Source organism: Gordonia neofelifaecis NRRL B-59395 (genome assembly GCF_000192435.1).
Taxonomy (GTDB): Bacteria; Actinomycetota; Actinomycetes; order Mycobacteriales; family Mycobacteriaceae; genus Gordonia; species Gordonia neofelifaecis.
The window spans coordinates 135,938-154,241 of sequence record NZ_AEUD01000006.1 but is presented as its reverse complement, the minus strand read 5'-3'; the positions used below and the strand labels follow the sequence as shown (position 1 = coordinate 154,241).

General features: G+C 67.2%; 20 protein-coding genes. 7 read left to right on the top strand and 13 right to left on the bottom strand.

Annotated features, from left to right (window positions below; genetic code table 11):
* Position 1: 1 nt before the first annotated feature.
* Positions 2–880 (bottom strand): oxygenase MpaB family protein, encoded by an 879-nt coding sequence (locus tag SCNU_RS09245; RefSeq protein WP_009679100.1) that lies wholly within the window; start codon positions 878–880, stop codon positions 2–4.
* A gap of 93 nt (positions 881–973) precedes the next feature.
* Between SCNU_RS09245 and SCNU_RS09240 the strand changes: the two genes are divergently transcribed.
* Positions 974–1,528, top strand: coding sequence for a TetR/AcrR family transcriptional regulator (locus SCNU_RS09240; protein ID WP_009679099.1), 555 nt, complete (start codon positions 974–976; stop codon positions 1,526–1,528).
* 55 nt (positions 1,529–1,583) lie between these two features.
* On the opposite strand, the gene SCNU_RS09235 is transcribed toward SCNU_RS09240, so the two are convergent.
* On the bottom strand, positions 1,584–2,240 hold the full coding sequence (locus SCNU_RS09235) for a GNAT family N-acetyltransferase (protein WP_009679098.1): 657 nt from the start codon (positions 2,238–2,240) through the stop codon (positions 1,584–1,586).
* Positions 2,241–2,429: 189 nt separating this feature from the next.
* Between SCNU_RS09235 and fadD8 the strand changes: the two genes are divergently transcribed.
* Positions 2,430–4,034, top strand: a complete 1,605-nt coding sequence (gene fadD8, locus SCNU_RS09230) for a fatty-acid--CoA ligase FadD8 (protein WP_009679097.1) — start codon at positions 2,430–2,432, stop codon at positions 4,032–4,034.
* A 107-nt stretch (positions 4,035–4,141) separates the two neighbouring features.
* Here the strand turns inward: fadD8 and SCNU_RS09225 are convergent, their stop codons facing one another.
* A complete protein-coding gene (locus tag SCNU_RS09225; protein ID WP_009679096.1) occupies positions 4,142–4,621 on the bottom strand; it encodes a nitroreductase family deazaflavin-dependent oxidoreductase in 480 nt (159 codons plus the stop codon).
* A 1-nt stretch (position 4,622) separates the two neighbouring features.
* Positions 4,623–5,786, bottom strand: coding sequence for a steroid 3-ketoacyl-CoA thiolase (locus SCNU_RS09220; RefSeq protein ID WP_009679095.1), 1,164 nt, complete (start codon positions 5,784–5,786; stop codon positions 4,623–4,625).
* Positions 5,787–5,986: 200 nt separating this feature from the next.
* Here SCNU_RS09220 and SCNU_RS09215 point away from each other — a divergent pair, with 200 nt between their 5' ends.
* Positions 5,987–7,213 carry a cytochrome P450 gene (locus SCNU_RS09215; RefSeq protein WP_009679094.1) on the top strand — a complete coding sequence of 409 codons (1,227 nt, stop codon included), beginning with the start codon at positions 5,987–5,989 and terminating at the stop codon, positions 7,211–7,213.
* Between the two features lie 13 nt (positions 7,214–7,226).
* Positions 7,227–7,676, top strand: a complete 450-nt coding sequence (locus SCNU_RS09210) for a nuclear transport factor 2 family protein (RefSeq protein WP_009679093.1) — start codon at positions 7,227–7,229, stop codon at positions 7,674–7,676.
* 72 nt (positions 7,677–7,748) lie between these two features.
* Here the strand turns inward: SCNU_RS09210 and SCNU_RS09205 are convergent, their stop codons facing one another.
* The gene (locus SCNU_RS09205; protein WP_009679092.1) at positions 7,749–8,222 is read right to left on the bottom strand and encodes a DoxX family protein; all 474 of its coding nucleotides are present in this window, start codon (positions 8,220–8,222) and stop codon (positions 7,749–7,751) included.
* A gap of 60 nt (positions 8,223–8,282) precedes the next feature.
* Between SCNU_RS09205 and SCNU_RS09200 the strand changes: the two genes are divergently transcribed.
* Positions 8,283–8,618 carry a winged helix-turn-helix transcriptional regulator gene (locus tag SCNU_RS09200; RefSeq protein WP_009679091.1) on the top strand — a complete coding sequence of 112 codons (336 nt, stop codon included), beginning with the start codon at positions 8,283–8,285 and terminating at the stop codon, positions 8,616–8,618.
* A 7-nt stretch (positions 8,619–8,625) separates the two neighbouring features.
* Here the strand turns inward: SCNU_RS09200 and SCNU_RS09195 are convergent, their stop codons facing one another.
* Genes SCNU_RS09195 through SCNU_RS09185 form a run of 3 tightly spaced genes read right to left on the bottom strand, consistent with a single transcriptional unit; the run spans position 8,626 to position 11,906 of the window.
* Entirely contained in the window at positions 8,626–9,795 is a 1,170-nt protein-coding gene (locus SCNU_RS09195) for a thiolase domain-containing protein (protein WP_009679090.1), read from the bottom strand.
* A complete protein-coding gene (locus SCNU_RS09190) occupies positions 9,795–10,871 on the bottom strand; it encodes a thiolase domain-containing protein (protein WP_009679089.1) in 1,077 nt (358 codons plus the stop codon). Before SCNU_RS09190 ends, SCNU_RS09195 begins: the two co-directional genes overlap by 1 nt.
* An 18-nt stretch (positions 10,872–10,889) precedes the next feature.
* On the bottom strand, positions 10,890–11,906 hold the full coding sequence (locus tag SCNU_RS09185) for a Zn-ribbon domain-containing OB-fold protein (protein ID WP_040518089.1): 1,017 nt from the start codon (positions 11,904–11,906) through the stop codon (positions 10,890–10,892).
* A gap of 54 nt (positions 11,907–11,960) precedes the next feature.
* Here SCNU_RS09185 and SCNU_RS09180 point away from each other — a divergent pair, with 54 nt between their 5' ends.
* Positions 11,961–12,995, top strand: a complete 1,035-nt coding sequence (locus tag SCNU_RS09180; protein ID WP_040518087.1) for an LLM class F420-dependent oxidoreductase — start codon at positions 11,961–11,963, stop codon at positions 12,993–12,995.
* 13 nt (positions 12,996–13,008) lie between these two features.
* Here SCNU_RS09180 and SCNU_RS09175 read toward each other — a convergent pair whose 3' ends face one another.
* The 5 genes from SCNU_RS09175 to SCNU_RS09155 form a co-directional block, all read right to left on the bottom strand.
* Positions 13,009–13,500, bottom strand: coding sequence for a hypothetical protein (locus SCNU_RS09175; protein WP_009679086.1), 492 nt, complete (start codon positions 13,498–13,500; stop codon positions 13,009–13,011).
* Between the two features lie 77 nt (positions 13,501–13,577).
* Positions 13,578–14,162, bottom strand: coding sequence for a TetR/AcrR family transcriptional regulator (locus SCNU_RS09170; RefSeq protein ID WP_009679085.1), 585 nt, complete (start codon positions 14,160–14,162; stop codon positions 13,578–13,580).
* A gap of 1 nt (position 14,163) precedes the next feature.
* Positions 14,164–14,574, bottom strand: a complete 411-nt coding sequence (locus tag SCNU_RS09165) for a PaaI family thioesterase (RefSeq protein WP_009679084.1) — start codon at positions 14,572–14,574, stop codon at positions 14,164–14,166.
* Between the two features lie 27 nt (positions 14,575–14,601).
* Positions 14,602–15,690 (bottom strand): RNase H family protein, encoded by a 1,089-nt coding sequence (locus SCNU_RS20000; RefSeq protein ID WP_009679083.1) that lies wholly within the window; start codon positions 15,688–15,690, stop codon positions 14,602–14,604.
* A gap of 85 nt (positions 15,691–15,775) precedes the next feature.
* Positions 15,776–16,600, bottom strand: a complete 825-nt coding sequence (locus tag SCNU_RS09155) for a crotonase/enoyl-CoA hydratase family protein (protein ID WP_009679082.1) — start codon at positions 16,598–16,600, stop codon at positions 15,776–15,778.
* A 60-nt stretch (positions 16,601–16,660) separates the two neighbouring features.
* On the opposite strand from SCNU_RS09155, the gene SCNU_RS09150 reads away from it, so the two are divergent.
* Positions 16,661–18,286 carry an acyl-CoA synthetase gene (locus SCNU_RS09150; protein ID WP_009679081.1) on the top strand — a complete coding sequence of 542 codons (1,626 nt, stop codon included), beginning with the start codon at positions 16,661–16,663 and terminating at the stop codon, positions 18,284–18,286.
* Positions 18,287–18,304 lie beyond the last annotated feature (18 nt).

Below are 18,304 nucleotides of genomic sequence, written 5' to 3'. Positions count from 1 at the left end.
GTCAGTGCTGCACCGGGCAGCCTGCGGTTGCGAAGGTGCCCATCGACTCCACGTCGAAGCCGTTCGGGTAGGTCTTGATCCGCGGCATGGAGTGGACGTGCTGGGGGCGGGTCCGCGGCGGCAGCAGTGATACGACCTTGCCGCGCAGCACCAGCCCGGCCCTCGACGCGAATCGCAAGAGGCCGGCGGGACGCCGGTATCCGAAGGCGTCGAGCAGCGCGTCGTCCATCACAGATCGGCTGAAGACGCCGATCGCCGGACGCAGCGGTCGCGGATAGAACGTCTTCATCAGCTCGACCGTCGCGTCTCCGGTCCGCCGGACGCCCGGGGTGCCGCCGGGACGGTAGTGCGCCGTTTCGTAGTCGTCCATCAGGGTCGCGAAGTCGTCGTAGGTCTCGGGGATGTCCTTGATCGCCATGTGCCTGCCGAGTCGCCGGTAGTAGAGGACGGTCGCGCGGATCTCGTCGGCGGTGAGGTCGCGCCAGCCGTAGTCGGCGATCCAGCGGACCGGGACGACGACGAACGTCGCGAGGACGTAGCGCATGTCGTCATTGCTGATGTCGTACATCTTGTGCATCTGGTTGATGCGGCGCATCGCGCTCTTGCCGTCCTTGCTGTCGAAGCCCTTGAGGAGCGGGACCTCGAGGAGGATGGCGGTGTCGTCGTAACGCTTCTGTGCGCGATCGCGGAACTCCCCGGTCTCGTCCAGGAGGTCGCCGATGCTCGGGACCGCGTAGGTGCGGAACAGCGCGAAGCTGAGTGCCTGATTGATGTCCCACGGGAATTCGTAGGTCGCGAGCGTCCGGTACATCTCGTGGAAGTGCGTCTCCGGATCCATGCCCGCGGTCAGTGACGTGGTGTTGACCAGTGCCTTCTTCATCGTCGTGCTCCCTGCGTGTCGATGCAGTGAACTGTAAGTCTAGTTATAGTTTTGTGCAAGGGGTCACCCTGGGCGATGTGGAAAGCTGGTCGAATGGTGAAGAAGCTGTCGGCGCCGTCCGAGCGCGCGCGTCGGCGGTTCCTCGACGCGGGTCTCGCCGTGCTCGGCGAGCGCGGGCACGCCGGACTGAAGCTCGCCCAGGTGTGCAAGGCCGCCGGCGCGACCACCGGCAGTTTCTATCACGCGTTCGGGAGCTGGGCGGAGTTCAAGGTCGACCTGATCGCGTACTGGCGGGACGAGCGAAGTCGCCGGCTCATCCGCGAGGCCCTGGCGGTCGAGGACCCGCGTGCACGATTGGACGTGCTGGTCGGCATCGGTCTGGCCCTCGACCGCGACTCCGAGGCGGCGATCCGCGTGTGGTCGACGCACGACCGCGAGGTGCTGGTCCATCTGACCGAGGTCGACCGCGAGCGGACCGAGGTCATCCGTGACACCTCACTGCAGGTCACCGGGGACGCCGACGCCGCAGAGCGGTTCGCACAGGTCGCGATGTACCTGTTGATCGGCTACCAGATGGGCACGATCGAGTCGCTCGACGCACTGCGCTTCGGATTCGATGCGATGCTGGCGCGGGCGCTGGGGGAGTGAAGACGACGAAGGTGCATCGAGGCGGACCTCGATGCACCTTCGTCGTGCACGTGGTTCAGGCGCTGGGCGCGCGGACCACCATCGGGACGCCGGGGAACAGTGCGGCCATCTCCGACCGCGACTTCCGAAGTGCGGCAGTGCCGTAGCCCTGCTTGCGGGCGGTCGGGCGGATCCAGATCCGGACGTCCACTTCGCCGCCGGTGAGCTCGCCGAAGACGATGCCGATCTTCTGGTCGCCCTCGAGGGCGACCAGCCAGACCGCGTCCTCAGCATCGACCCGGTCGACGCCCTTGGCGATCTCGCTGGCGACGTCGCCTGCGGGTGCGCCGGAGCCGTCGCCGGCGACGCCCTGCTCGGCGGTGCGCTCGGCGAACAGGTCGGCGTCCTGGTCCGCGGAGAACGGGCGGAGATCGAGTGTGTCGCCCGAGCTCGCGGGGCGCTCGGCGAGGGTGAACGTGATCGCTTCGTTGAGGTTGTCGAGTTCGGCCTGGTTGTTCCGGCGCTCGGCCTTGGTGAGCTGGTAGAACGACATGTTCAGGATGGTCTCGGCGCCGAGCTTCGACTTGCCCAGCAGGTCGGCGATCGCGTTCGCCGCAGCATCGCGGTCCTCGGCGTCGACGATCGCGTCGAGGACCTCGTGCCGTCGTTCCATCGCGGTCAACAGCGCATCGGTGATGTCTCGTCGGGTTGCCGTCTGATCCAGATCCGTCATACCTCGATAGTAGGTCCGATCCGATCTCGACGCCGGAACATTCTCCCGGCGATCGGGATCTTCACACACTGTCAACACGGCTGTATCGTGCCGCTCGCTCGCTGAATCATCGTGGCGCACAGATGGATTCGAGCGGATCCTTTCGAAATACTAGAACACGTTCTAGTATTTGCGGATATGGGATCCGATATGACTGCGGCCGATGCGCTGCGCAACCCCGTCCACCTCGGCGATCTGATGGTCGCGGCACTTCACCGACATCGGGACGCGCCGGTCCTGCGGCTGGGGGAGGCGCAGCTGACCGGCGGGCAGATGTCCGAGCAGATCAGCCGATACATCCAGGCTTTCGAAGCGGCGGGCGCGGGCACCGGAACGGCCGTCGGCCTGCTGGCCCTCAATCGCCCCGAGGTCCTGTTCGTCATCGGTGCGGGCCAGACGCAGGGCTGGCGTCGGACCGCGCTGCATCCGCTCGGCTCGCTCGACGACCACGCGTACGTCCTCGCGGACGCCGGGGTCTCGACACTCGTGATCGATCCGAACCCGATGTTCGTCGAGCGCGCGGTGGCACTGGTCGACCGCGTCGACAGCCTGACCCAGGTGCTGACGCTGGGGCCGGTGCCGCCGGAACTGTCCGAGGTGGGCACCGACATCATCGCTGCGGCAGCGGGATTCGGCGCTCGGGAGCTCGAAGCGGCGATCCTCGATCCGGAGCACGTCGTCTCGATCACCTACACGGGCGGAACCACCGGAAAGCCCAAGGGAGTCATCGGCACGGCGCGCGCGATGGCGACGATGACCCAGATCCAGCTCGCGGAGTGGGAGTGGCCGGAGCGACCCAAGTTCCTGATGTGCACTCCGCTCTCGCATGCGGGCGCAGCCTTCTTCGTGCCGACGCTGATCAAGGGCGGCACGATGCTGGTGCTGGCCAAGTTCGACCCGGCGGAGGTGCTGGCGACGATCGAACGCGAGCGGATCACCGCCACCATGCTGGTGCCGTCGATGCTCTACGCACTCATGGACCATCCGGATTCGCGCACCCGTGACCTCTCATCCCTCGAGACCGTGTACTACGGGGCCTCGCCGATGAACCCGGTGCGACTGGCCGAGGCCATCGAACGGTTCGGCCCGATCTTCGCGCAGTACTACGGGCAGTCGGAGGCGCCGATGGTCATCAGCTACCTGCGCAAGGACGAGCACGACAAGGCCCGGCTGGGCAGCTGCGGCCGGCCGTCCGCGTTCCTGCGCACCGCGCTGCTGGATTCCGACGGCAATCGGGTGCCGAAGGGGGAGCCCGGTGAGATCTGCGTGTCGGGGCCGCTGCTCGCCGGCGGCTACCTCGGCCTGCCGGAGCAGACCGCGGAGACGTTCGTCGACGGGTGGCTGCACACCGGCGACGTCGCACGCGAAGACGACGACGGCTTCTGGTTCATCGTCGACCGGACCAAGGACATGATCGTCTCCGGCGGCTTCAACGTCTTCCCGCGCGAGGTTGAGGACGTGGTCGCCGAGCATCCGGCGGTCGCTCAGGTCGGTGTCATCGGCGTGCCCGACGAGAAGTGGGGTGAGGCGGTCACGGCGGTCGTGGTGCTGCGGCCCGATGCCGATACCGGTGATGACGCCCAGGCGCAGATCGTCGCAGACATCCAGACCGCGGTGAAGGATCGCAAGGGTGCGGTGCAGTCGCCCAAGCAGGTGGTGTTCGTTGAGTCGCTGCCGCTGACTGCGCTCGGCAAGCCCGACAAGAAGGCGCTGCGCGCGCAGTTCTGGGAGGGTGCGGGCCGAGCGGTCGGCTGAGTCGAGGTCGCTGCGAGACGAGTCGGAACGAAGAAGGCTGTCGTTCGGTGTCACCAGGTGACACCGAACGACAGCCTTCTTAGTCAGCGGATCACCGCGTCATCGGACTACGCGGGCTCGCAGACGACCACCGGTATGGCGCGGTCGGTCCACGCGGCATACGTGTCGAAGTCCGCGTACAGGTCCACCAGGCGCGGCCACAGTTCGGCGCGCTCGGCGTCGCCCGCGATCCGTGCGACGTACGCTCGGTCGTCGCCGCCGATCTGGATGCTGACGGCGGGCTCGTCGCGCACGTTGTAGTACCAGGACGGGTTCTTCGGGAGTCCGCCCTGAGACGCAACGAGCACGATCGCCTGACCGTCCCGCAGGTACAGCAGTGGCACCGTGCGCTTCTGGCCCGACTTGCGTCCGACAGTGGTCAGGAGGCACACCGGGGTGGGTTTGCGCAGTGCCGCGCCGACGCGCCAGGTGCCGCCGAGCTTGCCCCGGGTGAGCCGGTACAGCCGGGTGTTGAGCCGCGAACCGATCTTGATGAACCGCGCGACGACCGGCGAATCGAGCTGTGCCGGACGGGTGCCCGCGTCCAACTCAGATCCGCTCGATGATGGTGGCGGTGGCCAGGGCGCCGCCTGCGCACATGGTGATGAGCGCGGTCTGCTGATCGGAGCGCTCCAGTTCGTGCAGCGCGGTGGTGATCAGCCGCGATCCGGTGCTGCCGACCGGATGACCGAGGGCGATCGCGCCGCCGTTGACGTTCACCTTGTCCATGTCGGCGTTGTGCACCTGGGCCCAGCTGAGCACCACGGAGGCGAAGGCCTCGTTGATCTCGACGAGGTCGATGTCGTTCAGGCTCATGCCCGACCGCGCCAGCACGCGCTCGGTGGCCTGCACCGGACCGTCGAGGTGGTAGTACGGCTCGGCGCCGACCAGCGCCTGGCTCACCAGGCGTGCGCGGGGGCGCAGGCCGAGGGCCTTGGCCTTGTCCTCATCCATGAGCAGCACGGCGGCGGCGCCGTCGGAGATCTGCGACGAGTTGCCCGCGGTGTGGATGCCGCCGTCCATGACGGCCTTGAGCCCGCTGAGCGATTCGATCGTGGTGTCGCGCAGGCCCTGGTCGCGGCTGACCTCGAGGATCTGTCCGGTCGGCTCACCCTCCTTGGTGCGCTCGGGCGCCTTGACCGTGAGGACCTCGCGGTCGAAGCGGCCCTCGTCCCAGGCGCGCTTGGCGTTCGCCTGCGAGCGGAGCCCGAGGGCGTCGACGTCGGCCCGGGTGATGCCGCGGCGCTTGGCGATCCGCTCGGCCGCCTCGAACTGATTCGGCATGTCGATGCTCCACGACTCGGGACGACGCGGTCCCGCGTCCGTGCCGACGTTCGCACCGAGTGGCACGTGCGACATGCATTCGACGCCGCACGCGACGCCCACGTCGATGGTGCCGGTGGCGATCAGGCCGGCCACCATGTGATTGGCCTGCTGTGCAGATCCGCACTGGCAGTCGATGGTGGTGGCGCCGGTCTGCCACGGCAGGCCCGAGTGCAGCCAGGCGGTGCGGGTGACATTGTTGCCCTGCTCGCCGACCTGCATCACCGCGCCGCCGACCACCTGCTCCACCAGTTCGGGATCGATTCCAGCGCGCTCGACCACTCCGCGCTGTGCCGCGCCGAGGATCTCCGCAGCGTGCAGGCCCGACAGCCAGCCGTTGCGCTTGCCGATCGGAGTACGGACCGCTTCGACGATCACCGGTACACCCATGCCAACTCCTAGTTCGAGGAACGTTTCTACGTCAAAACTAGAACAAGTTCTTGTTCACGTCTATCCACTGTGGCAGAGTGTGGGTTACGCAAATTGTAACGGGTTCTCGTTCTGTTCGGGGCCCTAGAACATGGCCACAGAATTGAGGTGATGACGTGACTCAGGCGCAGAGCGTTGAAGCGTCCGGCACGTGTCCGTTCATGCATCAGGAGGGCTGGGACTTCACGAGCCCGGACCTGCTGGTCGAAGGTATCCCGGTCAAGGAGTTCGCTGAGCTCCGCAAGACCGCACCCGTGTGGTGGAACGCGCAGCTCCCCGGCAAGGGCGGCGGCTTCCACGACGGCGGCTACTGGGTCGTGTCGAAGCTCGAGGACATTCGCGAGATCTCGAAGAACGCCGAGGACTGGTCGGCGAACGAGAACGGCGTCATCATGCGTTTCGACGACGAGATGCCCGCCGAGCAGATCGAGGTCACCAAGTCCCTGCTGATCAACCACGATCCGCCGGAGCACACCCGCCTCCGCAAGATCGTCTCGCGCGCGTTCACCCCGAAGGCCGTTCACGCGCTCGAGGAGAAGCTCGACGAGGCGGCTCGACGCATCGTCGAGCAGGCGGCGGCATCAGGCAAGGGCGACTTCGTCGAACAGGTCGCCGTCGACCTGCCGCTGCTGGCGATCGCCGATCTGCTGGGCGTCCCGGAAGAGGACCGGACCAAGCTGTTCGACTGGTCGAACGCCATGATGAACGGCGACGATCCCGACTTCGAGATCGATCCGCTGACCGCGAACATGGAGATCCTCGGGTACGGCTACAACATGGCCGAGGAGCGCCGGAAGTGCCCGGCCGACGACATCGTCACGCAGCTGGTCGAGGCCGACATCGACGGCCACGGCCTCACCGAGGCGGAGTTCGGGTTCTTCTTCATTCTGCTGACCGTCGCGGGCAACGAGACCACGCGTAACGCGATCACGCACGGTATGAACGCGTTCCTCGACAACCCCGACCAGTGGGAGCTGTTCAAGAAGGAGCGTCCGGCGACTGCTGTCGACGAGATCGTCCGCTGGGCGACGCCCGTCAACTGCTTCCAGCGCACCGCGAAGAATGACACCACCGTCGGCGGCGTCGAGATCAAGGCGGGCCAGCGCGTCGGTCTGTTCTACGGCTCGGCGAACTACGACGAGGACATCTTCGACGATCCGTACACGTTCAACATCCTGCGTGACCCGAACCCGCACGTCGGCTTCGGCGGCAACGGCACGCACTTCTGCATCGGCGCCAACCTGGCCCGCATGGAGATCAACCTGATGTTCAACGCCCTCGCGGATCTGGTGCCCGACATCACCAAGCTGGCGGAGCCCAACCGGCTGCGCCACGGCTGGATCAACGGGATCAAGGAACTGCAGGTCGACTACGGAACCCAGTCGTGAGCGGGAATCGCGAATGACGGCGACCGAGAACGCACCCGCGTACCTGAACATCGATCGGGAGAACCATCCGGCAGTGCTCGCCGGTCGTCGTTCCCGCGATGCGGTGGAGGTCCGCGACAAGCAGGCCTGGCTCGACAACTTCTCGGCCACCGGTTCCGTGGAGGATCCGGTGGGGCCGTCGATGTTCGACGAGGAGGGCAGGGGTCACCGGGGCGCCGAGGGGCTGTCGGCGTTCTGGGACAAGGCCATCGCACCGACCGAGAAGATCGACTTCCAGTTCGAGAAGGAGATCATCTGCGGGAACGAGGTGGCGTACATCGGGAAGATCGTCACGCACATCGCGGGTCACATCTCCGAGGCTGAAGGTGTGTTCACGTATCGCGCCGACGCCGACGGCAAGATGGAAGCGCTGCGTGCCTACTGGGAAGTCGAGGCGACCATCGCTTCGACCCGGAAGGCCTGACGCCGACGTCGAATGCCAGAAGTCCCGGCGACCTGAGGGTCGCCGGGACTTCTCGCGTCTCTGGGGTGGGGCTCAGCTGTCGGCGCCGGCCTTCTCGACGGTGGCCGGCGTGACCTGCGCGGTCTTGCCCGCGGTCGCGGCCTTGACGATGTAGGTGTCGACGGCGAGGAAGCCCTGCTTGGCGAAGCCGACCGCCAGGAGTCCGGCGATCAGGGCGAGGACCAGTTCGTAGCCGCCGTCGTTGACCCAGAATCCCGCGTCGATGTGGGCGATGAAGATCGCGCCGATCATGTCGAGGATCAGGATCACGGAGACCACCGGTACGGCGAGGCCGACGATCAGCAGGCCGCCGCCGATGAACTCGGCGAGCGCGGCGAACCAGGCGCTGACGCCCGGCACGGGTGCGCCCATCGTCTCGAAGTTGGCCTTCACGCCGTCCATGCCGAAGGTGAACAGCTTCTGCCAGCCGTGGGCGAAGAAGATGATGCCGAGGATGATGCGGGCGATGCTGACGGCCAGTCCCTGGCCCTGCTTGATGATGGTCATGGCTGGGAATTCAAACACTTACTTTTCGTAAGTGCAACAGGTGAGCGTTAGTATCGAGACATGATCCCGTTCGACGTGTTCGCGAAGCAGTGCCCCTCGCGGGAGGTGTTCACGCACGTCACAGGGCGATGGGGTGCCCTGGTGCTCGGCAAGCTGACCACCGTGCCGCAACGCTTCTGTGAGTTGCGTCAAAGCGTGGAGGGCATCAGCGACCGCATGCTCACGCAGACGTTGAAGACGCTGACGAACGACGGCCTCGTCGTGCGGACGATGTCCGACGAGAGGCCGTCGCATCCGGAGTACTCGCTGACAGCCTCCGGAGTAGAGGTGGCGCGCGCCGTGCGCGCGCTGGTGGACGCGGTTCAGAACAACATGCCCGCGCAGGCCTTCGCCTGAGATCCGGCTAGGGCTTGTCGACTCCCAGCAGCCACATCGAGAAGTACTGCGAGCCGCCGCCGTAGGCGTGGCCGAAGGCCTTGCGGACGTCGGGCACCTGGTGGTCGCCGCCCTTGCCCATCACCTGGATCGCGGCTTCGGCGCAGCGGATCATGCCCGAGGCCCCGATCGGATTCGACGACAGCACGCCACCCGAGGCGTTGACCGGCAGCTTGCCGCCGATCTCGGTCTCGCCGGCCTCGGTGAGCTTCCAGCCCTCGTACTCCGGCATGAATCCGAGGTTCTCCAGCCACATCGGCTCGAACCACGAGAACGGGACGTAGATCTCCGCCGCGTCGACCTCTTCGAGCGGGTTCGTGATCCCGGCGGCCTTCCACAGTGCGGCGGACGCGTCACGACCGGCCTGCGGGCTCACGACGTTCCGGTGGGAGTACGACAGCGGCTCGGTCCGCATCGCGGTCGCGTGCACCCACGCGACCTTCCGGCCTTCGGCGATGGCGTCGTCGGCGGTCTGCTCGTCACCGAGGACCACCGCGCAGGCGCCGTCGGACGACGGGCAGGTCTCGTCGAACCGGATCGGATCCCACAGCATCTGCGAGGCCATCACGCTCTCGACGGTGATGTCGGGCTGGTGGAGGTGAGCGAGCGGGTTCTTGGCGCCGTTGCGGCGGTCCTTGGCCGCGACCATCGCGCCGATGTGCGACGGCGCCTTCGAGTTGTTGATGTAGGCGCGGACGTGCGGCGCGAAGAAGCCGCCCGCTCCCGCACCGACCGGCATGGTGAACGGCACCGGAATCGAGAGCGCCCACATGGCGTTCGACTCCGACTGCTTCTCCCACGACACGGCGAGAACGCGACTGTGCACGCCACTGCTGACCAGCGACGACCCGACGATCGCCGTCGAGGCGCCGACCGAGCCCGCGGTGTGCACGCGGATCATCCGCTTTCCGACGGCGCCGATGGCCTCGGCCATCGCCAGTTCGGGCATCATCGAGCCCTCGAACAAGTCGGGGGCCTTGCCGATCGCAATGGCGTCGATGTCGTCCATCGTCAGGTGTGCATCGGCGAGGGCGCTGTCGATCGCCTCGCGGACCATGCCCGCCATCGTGACGTCGTTGCGCTTGGCGACGTACTTCGTCTGACCCGTTCCGATGACGGCGACGCGATTGCGGCCCATCAGTTCTCTCCTCCTGCGAGTGCCGCTTCTCCAGCGAGCGTGACGACCATGTTCTGCTGCAGCAGCGGGCCGCTCGTCGCGTGTGCGACGGCGGTGTTCGCGTTGCCTGCCAGGATCTCGTTCGCGGCGTATCCGATGCGTTGCAAGCCCACCGAGAACAGTGCGTTGCCGGTCAGCGCTCCACCCGACGGATTGATTCGGGTGCGGTCGCCGATGCCCAGTTCGCGGGCGATGATCAGTTCCTGGTGCGTGTACGCGGCGTGGATCTCGGCCACGTCGACGTCGCGCGAGCGGTCGCCGAAGGCGGTGTCGGCCGCGAGTTCGGTCGACGGCGAGCGAGTCAGGTCGCGCGCCCCGAAGTTGGGCGTGTCGATGCGGTGATCCCAGCCGGTGATCCACGCCGGGTTCGCGACGAGCTCCCGGGCACGTGCCTCGGATGCGAGGATCACCGCGGCGCCAGCGTCGGCGTACGGCGCGATGTCGTGGGCGCGGAGCGGATCGGCGACGTAGTCGGCGGCCAGCAGGTCGTCGACCGACGTGCCGGACGTGCGTGCGGCGACGGCGGCCATGTCGGCCTCGGTCCATGCGCCGGATTCGAGACCGGCGCGAGCCTGCAAACCGGCGAGCGAGCGGGCGTCCGGCCACAGCGGCGCCACCGTGTACGGATCGGTCTGCATCGCGAGCGTGCGGTCGGAGTCGCCCGCGGACGCCTTGCCGAAGCCGTACGCGAGGGCGACGTCGACCTCGCCGGTCGCGATCTTGACCCAGGCCTCGTACAGCGCCCAGGCCCCGTCCATCTCGACATGCGACTCGTTGATCGGTGGAACGGCGCCGATCGCGTCGATCGCGGAGATGAACGAGAACGCGCGTCCGGCCAGGTAGTCCGACGATCCGCTGCACCAGAAGTCGATGTCCGTCCGGCTGATGCCGAGGTCGGCGTACAGCTTCTGGAAGCAGGGGACCAGCATCTCGACACCGTTGGTGGTGCCGGTGGACGCGGTGACGTTGGCGCTGTGCGCGAAGCCGACGACGGCGATCCGGGGGAAGCTGGAGTCGGGGAGGTTCGAGTTACTCATGTGATGTCTCCTTCCAGCTCAGAGGTGATTCCGGTACGACTCGAAGTCGGCGTCCGGCTCGCCGCTCGGGGCGAAGTGGCTGATGTTCCGCATGGTGTGGTCCCACTCGGACTCGGGACGCCACACGGCCTTGACGCGCATGCCCATCCGGACCTCCTCGGCGGGAGTGTCGAGGATGAGGTGCAGGAACGGGATGTCGGCGCCGTCGAGCAGGACGTAGGCCGCGACGTACGGCGGCTTGATCTGCTGGCCCAGGAACGGGACGTTGACGATGCAGAACGTGGTGACCGTGCCGGAGTCGGCGAGTTCGACTCGTTCGACGGTCGGGCTGCCGTCGGCCGGACTGACGTACCGCGGCGGGAAGTAGACCTCGCCGGTCTGGACGCGGCCGCCGATGAGCTTGCCCGCCTTCAGTCCTTCGAGGTACCAGCTCTCCGACTCGGCTGCCGAATGCATGATGTCGGTGGTGATCGGGGTGGTGATGATGACGTGCCCGGCGTCGTCGACGTTCATCTCACCGGTCGCGGCGGGCGCATCGGACGGGGCCTCGCCGAGGCTGAAGTGCGCGATGTCGGTGATGACACCGCTGCGGGCCGCGCGCCACACGGCGTGAACGCGCGCGCCGACGCTGAGCTGCGACGGATCGGCGGCATCGACCACGTGCACCAGCGACGTGTCGGAGCCGTCGAGCTTGATGAGCGCGAAAGCGAACGGCCGGTCGAGGGCCTGGCCGTCGAGCGGCCGCGGCTGCCACGACCAGCTCTCGACGGTTCCGACCGAGGCGACGTCGACCAGCCCGGTGGTCGGGGCGCCGCTGACGGGATCGAACTCGGCGGGCGGCGTGGTGACGCGGCCGTCGGAGCCGCGGCTGCCGACGATGCGGCCGTCGCGCAGGGCGAGGGCGAACTGCGACAGGACCGGTCCGAGCGAGCGCGTGTAGGCGAAGGTGTTGGTCAGCTTCGCGGACAGGATTCGTGACTCGGGTGCGGGTACCTGCACCTCTGGAGTCGGGTGGGTTGCACTATTGGACACCAACGAAGTAGAACACGTTCTAGTATTGGCCGCAAGGCTTTGACGGAAGGGTATGCAGTGAAACTTGGCCTACAGCTGGGCTATTGGAGTGCTCAGCCGCCCGTGGGCGTCCCGGAACTGTTGCGCGCGGCGGAGGAGTCCGGCTTCGACTCGGTGTTCACCGCGGAGTCGTGGGGGTCGGACACCTACACGCCGCTGGCCTGGTGGGGAGCCTCCACGACCACCCTGCGGCTCGGTACTGCGGTCTCGCAGTTGTCGGCGCGTCCGCCCACCACGCTCGCGATGGCCGCGTTGACGCTCGACCATCTCTCGGGCGGCAGGCACATCATCGGTCTCGGTGTTTCTGGACCGCAGGTGGTGGAGGGCTGGTACGGGCAGTCGTTCGCGAAGCCGCTGGCGCGCACCCGCGAGTACGTCCAGGTGGTGCGCGACGTGCTCGCCCGTGAGAGCGCCGTGGTCAACGACGGGCCGCACTATCCGCTGCCGCTCCGTGACGGACCGGGCGTCGTCGGCCTGGGCAAGCCGCTGAAGCCGATCGTGCATCCGCTCCGCGCGGACATGCCGATCTGGCTCGGCGCCGAGGGGCCGAAGAACGTGGCGCAGACCGCCGAGATCGCCGACGGCTGGCTCGCGATCTTCTACACACCGCGGCTGGCCGGCATGTACGACGAGTGGCTCGACGAGGGATTCGCCCGGCCGGGCGCGCGGCGGTCGAGGGCGGACTTCGAGATCTCGGCGACCGTGCAGTGTGTGATCACCGACGACGTCGACGCGGCGATCGACCGCTACCGTCCGTCGACCGCCCTGTACGTCGGCGGCATGGGCGCCGAGGAGAAGAACTTCCACGCCGACCTGTATCGCCGGATGGGGTACGGCCAGGTGGTCGACGACATCGGCAGGCTGTTCCGCGCAGGCCGCAAGGACGAGGCGCTGGCCGCGGTTCCCGACGAGATGGTCCGCGAGACGATGCTCGTCGGCACCGCGGACGAGGTGCGCGGGCAGATCAAGGTCTGGGAGGACGCGGGTGTCACGACCCTGATGGTGACCGCGCGGGACGTCGAGACGGTGCGTGCGATGGGGGAGCTGGTGTAGCGGGGGTCTAGATCTAAGGCGCGACCACCACTCCGCCGCAGCTGCGCGCGGGAATCGCCCAGAGCGCGTTGCGGTTCACGGTGCTCAGGGTCAGCTTCACCTTGCCCGGTCCGAAGTCGCGGCTCGGCAGCGTGAAGTTATGGACGCCCGTGTTCGGCGGGCGCACCCAACTCTTGTCGATCAAGGTGCCCTTCCTGTTGGTGGTCAGGTTGGTCCAGTCGAGCCGGGCGACGGAGTCGTAGCCGACGCCGATCCAGTAGCTGCCGTACGTGATCTGCATGTACGTGGTCCCGGCGTAGTCGGAGACGAACACGCGGGTCGGCATGTAGGGCAGGTCGACGATGTTCGGGCTGATGTTGATGCAGTCGTGAAGCGGGTACTCCTTGGTGACGGCGTCGGCATGGCCGATGCCTGCGACGACCGAGGCTGCGACGGCGCCGACGGCGACGGCGGCTGCGGTCAGGCGACTGCGAAGGGTGCGGTGGCGTGCGGTTCGGACGGGCATGGGAACTCCTCGGCGAGGTCGGTCGGCGTCTGCCTTACCTGGTATGTCGTCCGATCGGGCTATGACGTTAGTCACCGTCACGGATTCGTCAGAACTCGACGAGCTGCATCTCGGGTGAACGTCCGCAGCCAGGGTCGCGGGCGCCCGTCGGGGAGATGGCGCCGAACCGCGGTGTAGGGGAGGTCGACGAGGGCGTAGATCGTCCGGTCGATGTGCTCGCGATGCGTGTCGCCGAAGTGGCGTCGCGTGAACTCGGTCAACGCCGTACGCACGCGGTCGTTGGCTGCGCGGAGTTCGACGGCGAGGGTGTCGTGCCATGCGCCGACGATGTCGTTCTCGCTGTAGGTGAGCATCAGTCGGGCGAGATCCGGGTTCGCGTCGGTCCATGTGAAGACGTGTCCCAGGCAGGCGTCGATCACGGCGTCGGACCCGTCGAGTGAGAGGGCCTCGAGCAGGCCGGCCTGAAAGCTCTGGATCGTCCGCAGCCAGAGTCGGGCCATGAGTTCGTCACGGCTCGCGAACCGGTGGTACATCGATCCCGAAGGCGCCCCCGTCGCGGTGGCGACGGCGGTCATCGTGACGGCGCCGATACCCTTCGCGAGAGCGATGTCCAACGCCGCGTCGAGTAGTTCGTCTGTCGAGTAGCGCGGCTGCCGGCCCATTTCAGGCGGCTGTCGACAGTGCCGTGCCCATCGCGACGGCGCACAGCTCGGCGTTGCCGTCGGCGTCGACGATCTCGATCTCGCATCTCGCGGAGGCCTTCCGTCTTCCTCCGTGGACCAGTGTCGCGGTCGCGCGGACGGCCACGCCGTCCCGGGCCGCGGCCAGGTAGTCGATGCTGAATCCGCTGGTCAGGACGCTCTCGCCGAGCTTGAGGGCGGCGGCGTAGGTGAGTGAGTTGTCGGCGAGGTAGGCGAGGACTCCGCCGTGGATCAGGCCGTACTGCTGGCGGAACCGGTCGTCGACTGGGACCTCGAGGACCACGTGCTCGGTGCCGATGTCGGCGATTCGGGCGTCGAGGAGCTTGCTGAACGGTTGTGCGTCGAGGACTGCTTGGGCGAGTGGGAGATCCATGTATTAGAGAGTTCTCGCTAATTGATCTCAGCGCAAGGGCTCTGTCAAGACGGCCCGGCATCTGCGCAGGTCATGCCCTTGGGGTCGTCGAATGGAAATCGCGGCGACCGAGCTGGTGACCTGCGCGTCCCCGTGAGGACTGTTGGTGGACCATGCGTCCATGAGAAGTGATGGCGGGGACGCGGAGGACATCGTTGTCCATGGAGCCGCCTGCCGGTGCAACGCCGCGAATGATTCTGCGAGTCCGGTGGCGCGCTGTTCCTTCTCGGCCACGCATTCGGTGACGCAGCGGCGCGCCAGGGCTGCAAGTGCGTCCGCACCCTCGTTCAGCGGGACTCCCCGGTGGCCCGGGACCCATCGGAAGTCGAGCCGGTCGCGTTCGGTGAACGTTCGGGCCTGCAGTTCCCTGATGCGCGAGGACCGCATGAGGGCGGTCATGAACGCTGTGGGTCGATCGGGTCCGCCGCGCTGCCACCGCTGCATGATGCCGATCGCGGCCGTGCTGTCGACGAGCACGGTCAGACGTCGATGGGGTATCGCGGCGATCGCCGACCCGATCGCGCAGAGTTCGGCCTTGACGACGCGATTGCCGTGGGTGTGCCGGCTGCCGTCGAGTTCGCCGGCAAAACCGTGCTGCCCGGTCTCCGACAGCCAGGCGTATCCCATCGAAGCCTCGCGAACCGAGCCGTCCGTCGCGACCAGCAGGGGCGGCCGATCGCGCGCAGCCGCGCGAAGCCAGGTCTGGAGGTCGTGTTCGAGTCGGTCGAGAATCGGACGATCGGTGGAGCGCTCGACGTCGAGACGCACGCCGGGGAAGTGCGCCTCGATCTCGACGGCGTGCGCGGGCGTGGGCACGGGCCGCGGGACACGGACGACCATCCGGAGGACGACATCACGACTGATCACGTTGCGGACGGCCGCGGCAGCGTCGAGGACAGCCGCCCGCGGGTGACCGGTGCGCACGGTGGCCGACCAGGTGCCGAAGTCCGACACCGCGAGGTAGCGGCACCGTCCGGGCTCGCAGGGTGCGATCACGACGTGCACGTCGTGCACGACTACCGAACGCGGCATGATGATGCCGGGCGCGGCGGGGCGTGCGACGGGGATCGGTGACATGAAAAACCTCCTGCCATCGTCGAATCGGAACGGATCCGAACGTGGCAGGAGGCTATCGGTCGCCTACGACAATTCCGGCGTATCGCTACTCGCCGGTGAACTCGGGCTTCTCGCGATTAGCGAACGCACGCGGGCCGATCTTGGCGTCCTTGGACTGGAACACCTTGGCGCCCAGCTCGGCGTCGATCTTGAACGCCTCCTCCTCGTGCAGGCCCTCGCTGTCGCGGATGGTCTTGAGAATCGCCTGAACGGCGAGGGGGCCGTTGGCCGCGATCTGGTCGGCGATCTCCAGCGCCTTGTCGAGCGCGGAGCCGTCGGGCACCACGTGTCCGACGAGTCCGTACTCCTTGGCCTCCGCGGCGGTGATGTGGCGGCCGGTCAGGAGGATGTCGGCGGCGACGGTGTACGGGATCTGCCGAACCAGTCGGACGGCGCTGCCGCCGAGCGGGAACAGGCCCCACTTGGCTTCGGACACACCGAACTTCGCGCTCTCGGCGGCGACGCGGATGTCGGTGCCCTGCAGGATCTCGGTGCCGCCTGCGATGGCCGGGCCCTCGACGGCCGCGATGAGCGGCTTCGACAGCCGGCGTCCCTTGAGGAGGGCCGGGAGCCGGGTGAGATCCCAGCCGCCCTTGGCGAACGAGTCGCCCGGTGCGGACTGGTTCATGGCCTTGAGGTCGGCGCCCGCGCAGAAGTAACCGCCGGCCCCGGTCAGGATCGCCACGCGGATGTCGGGGTCGGCGTCGACCTGATCCCAGGCCTCCTCCATGATTCGCATCATCGGACCCGACAGCGCGTTGCGAGCCTCGGGGCGATTCATCGTCACGATCAGCACGTGTCCGCGCTTCTCGACCAGGCACTCCGGCGCGGCCGTGGTGTTCGCGTCCGCAACGGCACTTTCTGGGGACATTCTTCCTCCTGGGGAGATCTTTTCCTTGCCGCGAACAGTAACACGTTCTAGTTTTGACGCATGGCCTTCACAATCGCGGACCTTTTCGAGCACGCCGTCGACCTCATGCCCGACCGCGTCGCGCTCGAATCGGGGGATCGTTCGCTGACTTATGCCGAGCTCGACGGGCGGGCCAACGCGCTCGCCCACACGCTTCGGTCGCTCGGGGTGCAGCCGGGCGATTCGGTGGGTCTGTACAGCAGAAACACCATCGAGTCGGTGGAGGCGATGATCGCGATCTTCAAGGCTCGCGCGGTCATGGTGAACGTCAACTACCGGTACGTCGAGAGCGAACTGGAACACATCTTCAGCGACTCGCAGATGCGGGTGCTGATTCATGAGCGGCAGTACACGCCGAAGGTGTGCAACGTGTTATCGAATTCGACGACGGACGTCGCGCATCGCATCGTCATCGAGGACGGCTCGGGCACTCCACTCGCCTGTTCTGACGCCGACGCCGTCGTGGAGTACGAGCGGGCCGTCGCGGACTCGTCGCCCGATCGCGACTTCGAGGAACGTTCGGGTGACGACCTCTACATGCTGTACACCGGCGGCACCACCGGGCGTCCGAAGGGAGTGGTGTGGCGCCAGGAGGACGTGTGGCGCGTTCTCGGCGGCGGCATCGACTGGTATACCGGTCGCCCGATCGAGGACGAGTGGGAGCACGCGCGGACGGGTGCCGAAGGCGGTCAGCTGGTTCGCTTTCCGATCCCGCCCTTCATTCACGGCGGCAGCCAATGGGCGGTGTTCCAGTCGCTGTTCGCGGGCGGCAAGGCGGTGGTCTACCCAGACTTCGACGCGGCCTCTGTGTGGCAGGCGGTGCAGCGGCACGGGGTGAACGTCGTCTTCATCACCGGAGATGCGATGGGGCGGCCGATGATCGAGGAACTGGAGGCGGGTGACTACGACACGTCGACCGTGGTGTCGGTGGCGTCGTCGGCGGCGCTGTTCTCGCCGTCGGTCAAGGACCGCTACCTGGATCGTCTGCCCAATGCGGTGATCGTGGACGCGATCGGCTCGTCGGAGACCGGTTTCGGCGGCATGGGCATGGCGGTGAAGGGGCAGAGCCGTGTCGGTGCGCCGACCGTCAAAGCCGATCCGAGCACGCACGTCCTCGCCGACGACGGCCGACTCCTCGAGGCCGGTTCCGGCGAGGTCGGGCGCCTGGCGAGGTCGGGCCACATTCCTCTGCGCTATCACAACGATCCGGCCAAGTCGGCGGAGACGTTCGTCGTGTACGACGGCGTGCGCTATTCGATGCCCGGAGACTTCGCGACCATCGAAGCCGACGGCACCATCACCATGCTCGGCCGCGGATCGATGTCGATCAACACCGGCGGCGAGAAGGTCTTCCCCGAAGAGGTGGAGGCCGCGCTCAAGGCGCATCCGGACGTGTTCGACGCGGTCGTGGTCGGGGTGGCCGACGACCGCTTCGGTCAGCGCGTCGCGGCCGTGGTTCAGCCCCGCAACGGGCATCGACCGGCCCTGGAAGCCTTGAACACCGTCGTGCGCGCGGAACTCGCGGGTTACAAGTGCCCGCGAAGCGTGTGGTTCGTCGACGAGCTGAAGCGGTCACCGGCGGGCAAGCCGGATTACCGCTGGGCTCGCGAGGTCACCGACGCCCGGACTGCCGATCAGGCGCTCTGACTTTCGAGATCTGTTTGA